This window comes from Pelosinus fermentans DSM 17108 (genome assembly GCF_000271485.2).
GTDB lineage: Bacteria > Bacillota > Negativicutes > DSM-13327 > DSM-13327 > Pelosinus > Pelosinus fermentans.
Genome location: NZ_AKVN02000001.1, coordinates 744,714 through 757,895, shown reverse-complemented (window position 1 = coordinate 757,895; position 13,182 = coordinate 744,714). Strand labels below are relative to the sequence as shown.

Sequence of the window (13,182 nt, the reverse complement as noted above, 5' to 3'; positions counted from 1 at the left end):
ATAGCTGTATCATTTCTTACCGAAAGCAGCAATATCCGTGAATTCCTGCTGCAGATTCCAGTATATACGGTTATAAATATCATATAGTTCTTGATAGCTTTTAACTGCCGAAGCTCCCGGCTTATAAGTCTTTTCAATTGTTACAAAATCCGCGGTGGAAGATATATCCTTTATAATTCCCGCAGAAACGAAGCCTAATACCGCGGCACCAAAAGCTGCCCCTTCGTTTACATTTGGAACATTTATTTCCTGATTCAATGTGTCAGCTAAAATTTGCAGCCATAATTCTGACCTGATAAAACTGCCGCTTACTCTAATTTCACGAGCTGGTCCCGTCACTTCCTGCAGGGCAAGCAGGATACTGTTCATTCGATAACATACCCCTTCCATAGTGGCGCGAATCATATGCCGTTTATCATGCTGCAGGGTAAGACCGAACAGTACACCTCTGGCGTCCGCATTCCAGTTTGGAGCTCGCTCACCGGTAAAGAAAGGAAGCATAATGAGCCCCTCTGAGCCGGGCGCTATTTTTTTTGCATAGCTAGACATCAAGTCATAGGAATCGATGCCAAGTTTTTCTGCCACTCTTTGTTCTGTCTCACCAAAATGATCCCGCATCCAGCGCAGTGCAATTCCACCATTATTAATGGCTCCGCCTGCAACCCATACGGTATCCGTAAGATTGTAACACCAAGTCCGTCCTTTTTCATCTGTACACGGTTTATCTGTCAGCATACGCACTGCACCGCTTGTGCCAATCGTGGCACTCATATCCCCAGGTCTTACCGCACCGATGCCTACATTTACCAATACGCCGTCACCAGCGCCAATCACTACAGGAATTCCCGGCTGCAGACCTGTCCGGCGAGCCATCTCACCTCTTAAGGGCTGACTGTATGTTGTTGACACAACACTCGGCAGCGACTCTTCCGAAATAGAGAGATATGTTAACAACTCCCGATCCCATTCCAAATTGAATAGATTATACAAACCGGAACCGCTGGCAATAGAACGATCTACCACCCATTGCCCAGTCAATATTCGAAAGGCATAATCTTTGATCGAACCAAAATACGATGAACTATTGAATATCTCAGGACGTTCCTTGCGAAGCCAAGCAATCTTAGCCATAGGGTACATGGGATGAAGCGGACATCCTGTGCGGCGGTATATGGACAGGAAATCGGGATATATCCTTTTCATCTCTCGCACAATTTCCTGACTGCGGTTGTCTGCCCAAGTCATTAGCGTTGTAGTCGGCTCTCCCTCTTTATCATAGGCGAGAAAACTGTGAAATACGGAACTGATGGAAACCCCTTCCGCCTTGCGTCCAGTCTGGGTTAATGAGGTCACTACATCGCTGATGACACTTTCCATTGCACCAATAATTTCGTTAGGATCTTGTTCAGCCCAGCCAGGATGAGGCGTATACAGCGGATAGTCCTGAGAAGCAGCACAAAGAGACTGCCCGTCAGCTTGATACGCCACGGCTCTTATTCCTGTCGTCCCTATATCAATACCAATCCATACAGAAGGTTTCATCTTCATCATCCTCACTTATCTTTAAAAACAAATTTTTGTATTGCATACCCAACACCACATTCTTCATTTGTTTTTGTTACATCATCAGCACACTGCTTTAGTTCCTCGCAGGCATTGCCCATAGCGATTCCAATACCCGCTTCTCGAATCATAGAAATATCGCTGCCTTCATTTCCAACTGCCATCACATTTTCCATAGGAATTCCCAAATCCCAACAAATTGTTTTTAAAGCGGCTCCTTTGCTGACAGTCGGTTCTACAATTTCTAAACCATGATCGGTATCCCGAATGACAGCAAAATCATCTGACCACCTTTTTAAAATTTGCTGCGCATTTTGAATCCGTACAGAATCATCAAATAATGCAATGCGCAAAGGCGCCTTATCCAATGTTCTTAATTTCTTTGGTCCCAGGGCAGTATAAGGCACCCCAAAGATTCGAGAATAGTTGACCGTTTCTTTGATGGCTTCCTGAACAATAAGCTGATTCTCTAAATACACTTTGACATAGTAATTATCTTCTTCAAAAATGCGAATCATTTCTCTAAACTTCAGCAAATTCATTGGTTTTTTCAGCCATATTCTTTCTTCTCTTTCATCTGTCACATAGGAACCACTCAAAGAAATCAGCGGTGCATCTAACTGTAATTGGCGGGCATAAGGCAGTATAGAACAAAAAGGTCTTGCCGATACCAGCGTAACAATGATTCCTTTCTCCTTGGCCTTGGCAATCATTTGTACAGCCTGATCGGGAATCTTTTTCTCTTCATCTAATAACGTTCCATCCAAATCAAGAGCAATCAGTCGAACAGGAGGATACATCATAAAGCTACCTCTCTACAAATTAATTAACAATCCAACTGGAAGTTTCTTTGTTATCTAAAACACGTTTCAATTCACGCAATAATAAATAGGGTGTTTGAGCAAATGTGTCATTTGTCGCACCAGCCAAATGAGGAGTCAGAGTAACATTGTCCATGGTTAACAGAGGATGTTCTTTTGCGATTGGTTCTGTCCAAAAAACATCCAGAGCCGCTCCGCCAATTTGCTTATTTTTCAAGGTTTCTACTAATGCCTCCTCATCAATCAAACCTGCTCGTGCAGTATTAATCAAATACGCCGTTGGCTTCATCCATGAAAGCGCTTCTTTGCCAATCAGACCTGCCGTATCTTTACTAAGTCTGGCATGAATACTAATGAAATCAGATTGCCTGCATAGTTCTTCCAGGGAAACTAATTCCACTCCCGATCCTTGCACCGCTTCCGCCTTGATATATGGATCATATGCCAGAACGCGAACATTAAAGTTTGCCAATTTGTGGGCAACCAGACGCCCAATATAGCCCAAGCCTACTAAACCGATCGTTTTTTCACGCACATCACCCATAAATCCAGAATTAGCATATTTCTTTTTCCAGTCTCCCTGCATCAATGCAGCATGACCTCTTGCCAAATTACGCAGCTCCGCCAGCAGCAGTGCAATTGTAAAATCGGATACAGCCTCTGCATTCCGCCCCATGGTTTTCATTACTTTAGTGCCTTTTGCTGTTGCAGCATTAACATCTGCATTTTCGGTGCCAGCACGACATACTCCAACATAAGATGCACTGCTTTGCTCAATCAGCTCTTTATTCAACGGGGTATGATGAGTAATAATCACATCGGCATCTTTGCCTGCTTCAATCAATTCCGCTGGAGGTTTTCCGGCACTAGGACCAAATTTTTCAACTTGACTGCGTAAGAACCAAAATTCTTCCTCACTTTCTGGTTTCCAATCTACCCCTTTTACAATCGCTTCATCGCCGAAGACATCACGTACTGCTTTTGCCAGCGTATCTGCTGTCAGCATTGGATCTCCTACCACTAAAAATTTCATTTATTTCTCCTCCTTCTTAATTAGAGCATCGATTTTGTGATGTATCCCTTGAAGCGCAGGATAAACATTCTGATATACATTTTCAAACATGGTACGATATGCTTCATGCCTCACTGGGTCTGGAAGATAAACCGTATCATCACGCCTTGTCTGTCGTACAGCATCTTCAGGATCTTTGTATATCCCGGCACCAAGTCCGGCCAACATCGCTGCACCAAGTGTAACAGCCTCAGGCACATTTAAACAAACGACAGGCTTCCCTAAGATATCTGCTTTGATCTGCATCCAAAAAGGTGACTTTGTTGCTCCCCCTACTACATTCACAGTCTCAATCTCATAATCTACTATCTTTTGTATTCCTTCTATAATCGTTGTAGATTCATAGCAGAGTCCTTCTATGATCGCTCTTGCCAAATCGCCTCTTGTATGAGAAGTAGTCAATCCGATGAGTGCTCCCTTGGATAAGGGATCAGCTCCAGGTGCATATTTCCCGCGAAAATGAGGCAACAATATCGCTCCCTTTGCTCCCAATGGCGACTTTTCTGCCTCATCAAGCAAGGTAGTCAAATCCTCCTTGGTCATTTCAGTGCGAAACCAATCTAAAATTACACCTGATGAAATCACTTGTCCTGCGATATAATACTTGTCATCTACAACATAATTTACACAAGTAAAATTGGTATCAATATGCTTTACATCATTGGCTGGCTCATCAACAACCATAAGAATCTGCTCACTCGTCCCTATGGCACTTAGTACTTGACCGCTTTGCGTCAAACCACAAGCAAAGGCACCACAAACATAGTCCATCCCACCAGCAAAAACAGGAGTTCCCGCCTCAACACCGGTTAAACCAGCTGAATGGCTCGTGACAGTTCCTGCCAATTCTCCCGATCGTTTTATGGTCGAACATATTTCCCGCGGAATCTGTGCATGATCCAGAATCTTATCGGACCAGCAGCGCTCCTTTAGATCAACTGCCATCGTCCGGCAAGCTACGGATAAATCGACTACCGCCTCGCCAGTAAGCCGGTACACGATGTAATCCTGCATGGAAACCCATCGCTTCACACCTTTAAACAATTCAGGCTTTTGCTTTCGAATCCATTGCACTTTTGTAATACCCGCCATGGGATTCGGTACAAAACCACTAATGCTGAATACTTCTTCACTGCCAAAGTCCTCGCGCCACTCGGCAGCAATTCCTTCCGTCCGGGTATCAAACCAAGCAATTGAACGATGGATCCATTCATCGTTCTCATTAAGCAGAACACCAGCAGCCCCCATGCTAGCCACTGCGATGCCGTCAATCTTTTCTCCCCCCAATTGACGGGTAATATCTCGCAATATATCCTGTACCGCATCCCAAATTTGTCCGGGATCAAATTCAGCCCAATTATTTTCTAAATAATGAGTCACAGTTGGACGACTAGCTACTGCTTTAAACATACCATCTTCTGTATAGGCTGCAGCTTTACAATTCGTAGTTCCTATGTCTATGCCGATTAAACAAGCCAATTCCTTCCCCTCCTGCTTCTATTCATTTGTACATAGGTCGAAGTAAATGTTACATGGAAACCGCAAGAACAAAAAAGACTCTATCCAAGTTTCTTTAACACGCTATATACGATTATTTTATAACGATGATCTCCGAATGTTCGCTGATTTCATCTTTTAGCTCATCCAGGAATGGAGCTACCGACACACGCAGCCCTGCCCGATTAGTAACCAGATCCATCCCTTGGCAGATCTCATCCAATGTCACTAAATGAGTCAAAATTTTCTTAGCTGATACCTTACCATTACGAATCAGCTCCAAGGCTAATGCATTATGCCGAGGCGCTGATGAAAATGCACCATAAATAGCAATTTGCCGATAATGTACATAATTGGCATCGATTGTAATCGTAGGCTGATCTTTAGGCAATCCTGCAAACAGACAAACTTTGCCCATTTTGCTAGCCATATTAATACCTAAAACTTGAGCTTCCGGTGTACCCGCTGTAACGATCACTACATTCGCTCCCAAGCCACCTGTCAGCTCCATCACAGCCTTCGCCCCATCCTGGGAACTCAGGTCAATATATCCATCAAAGCCAAATGACTTTGCTTCTTCCAAACGTCTGGGACTCCGGTTAATTAAAAAGATCTTGCCTGCTCCTCTTGCTCTGGCTGCCTCAGCATGCATAATGCCGATTGGCCCTGCACCGATCACCGCCACTGAATCACCCAAACCAATATTCATTACTTCTTGTGCATTCAATACGCAAGCTAGCGGTTCAGCAAGAGATGCCTCCAAATAGGTAACCTCATCGGGAATGCGATTGATATTACCTACCCGCACGCCGCCTGCCGGAACAAGCACATATTCAGCAAAGCCACCATTATAATGATGGGCTATGGTCTTACGGGTGTAACACATATTCTGCCAGCCGGATGAGCAGTAGGAGCACGTTCCGCACCCAATACCCGGTGCAACGATGACACGTTCACCTACTGAATACGCAGTAACATCCGATGCTACCTCTACAATTTCTCCTGCAATTTCGTGCCCTAAAACAATCGGCGGTTTAATCGCCGCATGACCATGACGAAAGGTTCTTAAATCCCCGCCGCAAATTGCACAAGCCTTTACTTTAATCAAAACCGTTCCAGGCTGAACCTGAGGTGTTTCAATCTCCTCAACTGTCATTTTTCCAATGCCTTGATATATCGCTGCTTTCATACTACTTCCTCCTTTGTCTTATAAGAATAATCAACAGTTGACAAAGCCGAACCGAAATTACTCTTTATGAGCATTTTTTTAGTAATTGAATCTATTTGAAACTTATGATTCGATCTCTCCACCATAGTTGGACGTCCAGCTGTAGTTAATGTACACCTGGACGTCCATGCATCTTTATGTTCTATGAGACTACCTTAGATAGAAGCAATATAAATACCAATGAAGATACAGAAAGAATCGTCTCCAGAACGGTCCACGTTTTTAATGTTTCAGTAACCGTCATACCGAAGTATTCCTTTACAATCCAAAATCCGGCATCATTCACATGAGAAAGAACCAGTGCTCCTGATCCCACAGCCAGCACGATGATCTCTTTAGAAACACCTGCCGTATTTGCAACAAGAGGTGCTACGATACCAGCTGCAGTCATCATCGAAACCGTAGAAGAACCTGTAGCGACACGAATCATAGCTGCAATCGTCCAAGCTAACATAATCGGGCTTAACCCCATCGTGGAAGCCATCTTAGCGATTTCATTACCAATACCACTATCTAATAATACCTTATTAAACGCACCGCCGCCGCCGATGACCATTAAAATGCTGGCCATAGCTGGCAGCGATTGATCGCAGAACTTACCAATTTGCGTCAAGTTAAAATTACGACTAAAACCAAAGCTATAAAAAGCAAACAATAATGCAATTAAGAGTGCCATAAACGGGCTGCCGATGAATTTCAAAATCGCAAACATCTGAGACGTACGATCCATTGTTAAATCAGCAATTGTGGCAAATAGCATTAATATAACTGGCAGTAATATCGTGAAAACGGTAATGCCGAATCCCGGCATTTCATGGTCTTCCCGTCCTGCTTTAATCTGGTCAGCAAAACCTTCAGGTACCCCAACCACTCGCATACGTTTTGAAATAAAACTGGCAAATAAAGGCCCGGCAAGAGCTGCTGCAGGCAAACCAACAATAAGGCTATATAAAATCGTTTTACCTACATCTGCCTTAAATATATCTACAGCTGCCATTGCTGCAGGGTGAGGGGGAACCAAACCATGCACAATGGATAACCCCGCAACGAGCGGAAGACCAACTTTCAGCAAAGAAATTCCTGTTTCCTTTGCAATCGTAAACACGAGAGGAATTAAAAGTACAACACCCACTTGGAAGAAAACAGGAATTCCAACAATAAAGGCAACAATCATCATTGCCCAGTGAACTTTTTTCAATCCAAACAAATTAATTAAGGTTTTGGCAATTCTCTCTGCTCCACCAGATTCTTCTAACATTTTTCCTAACATGGTGCCAAGTCCTAAAACAATTGCAATAAAACCAAGGGTATTGCCTAAACCCGCTTGAATGGAGGCAAGGACTTTATCAAAGGGCATCCCCGCTGCCACTCCCAAGAATACCGACACAATCATTAAGGTTACAAAAGGATTAATTTTAAAATAAGTAATCATAACCAAGAGCAAAAGAACAGCCGCAATAGCAACTCCGATTAACATTAATATTCCTCCTCTTTTTATCCTACTAAGCATTGTTCCCTTCGTGGGACTAATCCTTATCCTTTGTTTTCTAAACAAAGAAAATTCTGTTATTTAACCCCTTCCCACCGCCTTTCTATTTCGTTTAACTCCATTTTTAAAACGAGGATCAATTCTTATGACTATCTGCGAAAACAATAATCAGGTTTATTTAAATCATTTTTCGCAAATTATTTTCATTGATTATTATCTTTTCAAAATTATTTTCATATGTATTATATAATTTGCAAAGAATAAAATCAATAACTTTAAATGTAATTTTCAATATTTTTATTCAATTCGTAATTATTTTCATTTTAATTTTTCAGCATTTACTCATATCGCACCCCTTAACCATATCTAATTAACAAGGCGCTATTTCCTGATATTTTCAGCATAGAGCATTTTTTTAAAAAATAGCAATTTATTGTTTTCAACTGCTGTTATTCATATTTATGTATCTTTTTTTGATTTTATTTGTCTTTTGTGAAATTATTTTCATTTCTTAAAACACAAGAACAATTGGCTTTGAAAATAAACCACTCTGGCTCCAACAATATGGAGAATAACTATAATATCCTTGGTATTCTCTGTATTTCTTCGCAATTTCCACTGCCTCATTACTTTTTTCACAATCTTCTATGCTTTTTTAATATTATTTTCATTTTCAATTAAAGAATTGTTGTTATAGTTCCCCGTCATTTGTTATACTTACATTGTCAACAGTTGGCTTTACATTTACTGTATGTTTTTTATCTATACAATCGCGAGGCAACCTTGCTGCAAAGAGAGTTTTCTGGTTCGAAAAAAACTTGTTCAATATAATATGTTCAGCTACAAAGTACGAGTTCACAAGGAGAAAAATATGACTACACGAGAGCCTAAACCAAATGTGTGCTTAGCACTCATCCATAATATGTTTCAATCCTTAACTAAAACAGAGCGAAAATTAGCAGAGTACATCATTTCCAATCCATCTGAAGTCATTCATATGACAATCACCGAACTGGCTGAAATTACAGGGAGCGCCGAGGCTACCATTTCACGATTCTGCAAAAACAAATTAGGATTTCCAGGTTTTCAAAGTCTTAAGATAGCCTTGGCAAGCGACTTATACGAACCCTTTGAATCCATATACAACGAAGTCAATGCAAACGATCCTATTGACGAAGTCGCCAGCAAGGTTTTTCAAAACATCAACGAGGCATTGCATGACACCTTAAAAATCATCCATGCAGAATCTTTATCAAACGCAATCACCGCAATCTTGGCCGCTCGCCGCATTGAAGTCTACGGCACAGGAGGTTCAGCACCTATTGCTGCCGATGTGGAACATCGCTTTTCACGTTTTGGCATTTCTGTCAGAGCTTATGCCGACCAGGATATGCAAGCAATTTCTGCCTCACTCTTGCATCCTGGCGATGTCGTAATGGCCATATCTCACACCGGTTCTAATCAAAGCGTTCTGGAGTCTGTAAAAATCGCAAAAGAAAATGGCGCAACGATTATCGGTATCACAAGTCACATCCGATCTCCCCTAAGCCAGATATCACATATCACTTTAAATGGTATGGCGAAAGAAGTTAATTATCGATCCGAGGCAATGTCCTCACGTTTAATTCATTTGGCAATCATTGACGTGCTTTATGTCGGAGCCATGTTAAGGCAGCCCGACCGGATTACCCACAATATGCAAAAGATTCGTCAATCCATTGCTAAAACTCGTTTATAAGAAAAGTGCCGGTACGTCTTTTTCATTCATAAACCAAATTATAAAAAAATACAGGAGTTAGGTGAAAAACTAAAAACATTTTGAAACGCGAAGACACGAAGAGCAGCAAGGACGCGAAGGGGATTTTGGCATATTCCACCTGCGCCCCACATCTTCGCGCCTTCGCGTTTCAATTTTCTTACATAAAAAGTCGAGATTATATTTTCATATAATCTCGACTTTTAACATTCTATCTATTTATACAGGATTGCTTGTCCATCTTAAGCGTACAGGGGATGTTTCTTACACAGTTCGCTGATTAGCTTCACTGCTTTTGCTTTTTCAGCATCATCAGTCGGATGATTCAGCACCATGGCAATAATAGCAGCTACGATCTCCATATCAGCTTCTTTCATGCCGCGAGTCGTAAGTGCTGCTGTGCCGATCCGAATGCCGCTTGTAATAAAGGGACTGGCCGGATCATAAGGAATCGCATTTTTATTGACAGTAACGCCTACTTCATCCAGGATTTTTTCTGCTTCTTTGCCAGTCATGTTCTGGGGACGTAAATCGACCAGCAATAAATGATTATCGGTACCACCTGAGACTAAGGTAAACCCTGCCTTTTTTAACCCCTCTGCTAATGTCGCTGCATTTTTAACAATTTGCTGCTGATATACTTTAAATTCTTCTGATAAAGCCTCTTTAAACGCAACCGCTTTTGCTGCAATGACATGCATCAAAGGTCCGCCCTGAATTCCCGGGAATATAGCTTTATCCACTTTAGCAGCCAATTCACTGCGGCACATAATCACGCCGCCGCGAGGCCCGCGTAAGGTTTTATGAGTCGTTGTTGTAATAATATCGGCATGTCCTACAGGCGTCGGATGAAGCCCTGCCGCTACCAAGCCAGCAATATGAGCCATATCCACCATTAACATGGCACCTACTTCACGAGCAATCTTGCCAATACGTTGAAAATCAATAATCCGGGAATAAGCACTGGCACCTGCAACAATCATTTTGGGACGGTGCTTCGCAGCAAGTTCTGCAACTTCATCATAATTAATTAAATGAGTTTGCGCATCTACGCCATAAGGTACAATATTGAACCATTTGCCGGAAATGTTCACAGGACTGCCATGAGTCAAATGTCCGCCATGAGCCAGATTCATACCCAGAATGGTGTCACCTGGCTGCAGAAAAGCAAAATATACTGCAGTATTGGCTTGAGCACCGGAATGAGGCTGCACATTGGCATGTTCTACACCAAAAAGTTCTTTCACTCTGTCAATTGCCAGTTGTTCCACCACATCTACATGCTCGCAGCCACCATAATAACGTTTTCCTGGGTATCCCTCAGCATATTTATTCGTCAAGACGGATCCTTGAGCTTCCATGACTGCTTTACTGACAAAATTCTCAGAAGCAATCAATTCAAGCTTGTTCTCCTGACGCTGCCCTTCTAATTGAATAGCTTTAGCAATCTCTGGATCAAAATTAGTAAGTACACTCATTTTATTTCCCCCATATTTTTATTCGTAGACAGACCGCGGACCACCAATCAGCCTGGGACGAGTAAGAGCTGCGGTCAAGAATGCTTTTCCAATATTCTTTTGCTGCAAACGCACTGGTACAGCTACTGCTTTTAAGTGCATACCAATCAAAGTATTGCCAATATCTAAACCAACATGGGCCTGAATATGTTCTACTACCACCGGACATTCAAAGGAACTCATCGCCATAGCTGCCAATGCGCCTCCCGCTTTGGGAACAGGAACGACCATTACAGGCTCTAACCGATAGATTTCGGCAACGGGTCTTTGCACCACCAATGCCCTATTTAAATGTTCACAGCACTGTACTGCTAAATATACATCAAATTTTGCACAAACAGTCATTAAGCCGCTTAAAATAGCTTGGGCCACATCAGAAGACCCCGATGAACCAATTCGCGCGCCCATTACCTCGCTCGTACTACAACCAACGACCATAAGCTGCCCTGAAGCAGCTCCTGCTATTTGCAGCAGCTCTTCAGCGGCTTTTATCGTCTGGCTTCGTATCTCCTCTATTTCGCTGCTCATGTCTTTCCCCCTAAGGATCATTATGATTCTAACTGAGAAATTTTTGCAACTCGATCACCGTGACGACCACCGACAAAATCCGTTGCAAGCCAAGTTGAAACAATCATACGTGCCAATCCTGGTCCGATGACTCTTTCTCCCATTGCTAACACATTCGCATCATTGTGTTCTCTCGTCATTTTAGCTGAAAAAACATCATGACAAAGAGCCGCTCGAATTCCTTTTATTTTATTTGCTGCAATGCTGATGCCAATGCCTGTACCACAAATCAATATACCTCTAGTGTATTGACCAGCAGCCACAGCTTCTCCCACTTTTTTTGCAATGTCAGGATAATCAACTGACGCTATGGAATGAGTTCCAAAATCTTCAAATGCAATGTTTTCTTCTGTTAATAATTTTTTAATCTCTTCCTTCAGCAAAAAACCACCATGATCACTACCAATTGCTACCAACATGTATAAACCTCCAGTTTTTTTTGCATGCAGAGTATCGATTCCTTCAAACACTCTCTTCGTCATTTTTTTCTATACTCAACTCATTTTTCCTGCAAGTTCCAAGATTCTTCCCCAGGACTTTTCCAGAATCTTTTCTATTTCAACGGCACAGGCCTCATAAATAGCGGTATCTCCACCGTAAGGATCAGAAACATCTTTCTTTTCACCAGCAAACTCAGCCAATGTAAATACCTTATTCCATGCCTCAGGCATGATAGAAAGCACAGCTTCTTTATGACTGGCCGTCATAGTCAGCAACAAATCTGCCCTTACAATATCCTCTCTTGACAGACGACGGGAGCGGTGACCCAAGATATCAATTCCCCGCTGTTTCATGACACATTGTGCTCCTTTTGATGCCCGTCCCTCATCCCATGCTGCGATACCAGCAGACGCCACAGCAATCTGCTCCGCAACATTGTATTTTTTTATTTTGTCTTGCAGCAATACCTCTGCCATAGGGCTTCGACAAGTATTACCCGTACAAATAATTAATATCTGCAGCATTTTAATCTCCCACTGCCTTTCTGCTATATTATTGCACTACCTAACCAAGCTAGTTTATTATCAATGCAGCATCGTCCATAGAATGTGCATCCCTAATAAAGCAAGTACAATTCCTCCGATACACTCCGCCTTACCACCTATATAACGTCCTACTTTACGCCCTAAACTCAGCCCAAACAAGGCAATTAAGAAGATAACGCTTCCCAAAATAAAACTTAATCTGACCAGATCAACATCCATCATCCCCATACTAAATCCTGCGGCTAAGGCATCAATGCTTACGCTAGTTGCCAATACCAGCAAGGAGATGCCTTGCAAGGGATGAGCTTTACTCTGATTTGATTCAGATACAAACAAGTTTTCTCTAATCATATATATGCCCAAACCGATTAAAACCAATGCTCCTAAAATACTGGCCCAATTTTCCATAACCAGCAGAGGATATTCACTATGGTAGCTGCCGAATCGTTCTACCACTGCTCCCAGAAAATTACCAATATAATAACCTGTCAATATGAGAACAATATGAAATAAAGCAAAAACAACTGCTGCCCGAAAAATAATCTTACGTCTCATAGGATTCATGCCAATAGGAACAGCCACAGAAAATAAATCTGTACCCAGGGCTGCACTTAACATCAATAATTCTAAACTCGTCACCAACCCCCACCTCCATTTTATAATATATATGTGGGGGATATAGTGTA

At 42.2% G+C, this 13,182-nt stretch carries 12 protein-coding genes; 1 reads left to right on the top strand and 11 read right to left on the bottom strand.

Going from position 1 to position 13,182, the window contains the following annotated elements; translation table 11 throughout:
* Positions 1 to 9: 9 nt before the first annotated feature.
* The 6 genes from FR7_RS03425 to FR7_RS03400 all read right to left on the bottom strand — a co-directional run bounded on the left by FR7_RS03425 (position 10) and on the right by FR7_RS03400 (position 7,658).
* Positions 10 to 1,542, bottom strand: coding sequence for a gluconokinase (locus FR7_RS03425; RefSeq protein WP_007952018.1), 1,533 nt, complete (start codon positions 1,540 to 1,542; stop codon positions 10 to 12).
* Between the two features lie 11 nt (positions 1,543 to 1,553).
* Positions 1,554 to 2,366, bottom strand: coding sequence for a Cof-type HAD-IIB family hydrolase (locus FR7_RS03420; protein ID WP_007952017.1), 813 nt, complete (start codon positions 2,364 to 2,366; stop codon positions 1,554 to 1,556).
* Positions 2,367 to 2,385: 19 nt separating this feature from the next.
* A complete protein-coding gene (locus FR7_RS03415) occupies positions 2,386 to 3,417 on the bottom strand; it encodes a 2-hydroxyacid dehydrogenase (RefSeq protein WP_007952016.1) in 1,032 nt (343 codons plus the stop codon).
* Positions 3,418 to 4,935 (bottom strand): FGGY-family carbohydrate kinase, encoded by a 1,518-nt coding sequence (locus FR7_RS03410; protein WP_007938884.1) that lies wholly within the window; start codon positions 4,933 to 4,935, stop codon positions 3,418 to 3,420.
* Between the two features lie 112 nt (positions 4,936 to 5,047).
* Entirely contained in the window at positions 5,048 to 6,142 is a 1,095-nt protein-coding gene (locus tag FR7_RS03405; protein ID WP_007938882.1) for a zinc-dependent dehydrogenase, read from the bottom strand.
* 181 nt (positions 6,143 to 6,323) lie between these two features.
* Positions 6,324 to 7,658, bottom strand: coding sequence for a GntP family permease (locus FR7_RS03400; protein WP_007938874.1), 1,335 nt, complete (start codon positions 7,656 to 7,658; stop codon positions 6,324 to 6,326).
* Between the two features lie 883 nt (positions 7,659 to 8,541).
* Here FR7_RS03400 and FR7_RS03395 point away from each other — a divergent pair.
* Positions 8,542 to 9,408, top strand: a complete 867-nt coding sequence (locus FR7_RS03395) for a MurR/RpiR family transcriptional regulator (protein ID WP_007938873.1) — start codon at positions 8,542 to 8,544, stop codon at positions 9,406 to 9,408.
* A 260-nt stretch (positions 9,409 to 9,668) separates the two neighbouring features.
* On the opposite strand, the gene glyA is transcribed toward FR7_RS03395, so the two are convergent.
* The 5 genes from glyA to FR7_RS03370 all read right to left on the bottom strand — a co-directional run bounded on the left by glyA (position 9,669) and on the right by FR7_RS03370 (position 13,135).
* Positions 9,669 to 10,904: a serine hydroxymethyltransferase gene (gene glyA, locus FR7_RS03390; protein ID WP_007952015.1), complete on the bottom strand. Its 1,236-nt coding sequence runs from the start codon at positions 10,902 to 10,904 to the stop codon at positions 9,669 to 9,671.
* An 18-nt stretch (positions 10,905 to 10,922) separates the two neighbouring features.
* On the bottom strand, positions 10,923 to 11,471 hold the full coding sequence (locus FR7_RS03385) for a TIGR01440 family protein (RefSeq protein WP_007952014.1): 549 nt from the start codon (positions 11,469 to 11,471) through the stop codon (positions 10,923 to 10,925).
* Between the two features lie 20 nt (positions 11,472 to 11,491).
* Positions 11,492 to 11,929, bottom strand: coding sequence for a ribose 5-phosphate isomerase B (rpiB, locus tag FR7_RS03380; protein ID WP_007938869.1), 438 nt, complete (start codon positions 11,927 to 11,929; stop codon positions 11,492 to 11,494).
* Between the two features lie 75 nt (positions 11,930 to 12,004).
* Positions 12,005 to 12,475: a low molecular weight protein arginine phosphatase gene (locus FR7_RS03375; RefSeq protein WP_007952013.1), complete on the bottom strand. Its 471-nt coding sequence runs from the start codon at positions 12,473 to 12,475 to the stop codon at positions 12,005 to 12,007.
* Between the two features lie 60 nt (positions 12,476 to 12,535).
* Complete coding sequence (locus FR7_RS03370) at positions 12,536 to 13,135, bottom strand: manganese efflux pump MntP (RefSeq protein WP_007938865.1); 600 nt, start codon at positions 13,133 to 13,135, stop codon at positions 12,536 to 12,538.
* Between the last annotated feature and the right edge of the window lie 47 nt (positions 13,136 to 13,182).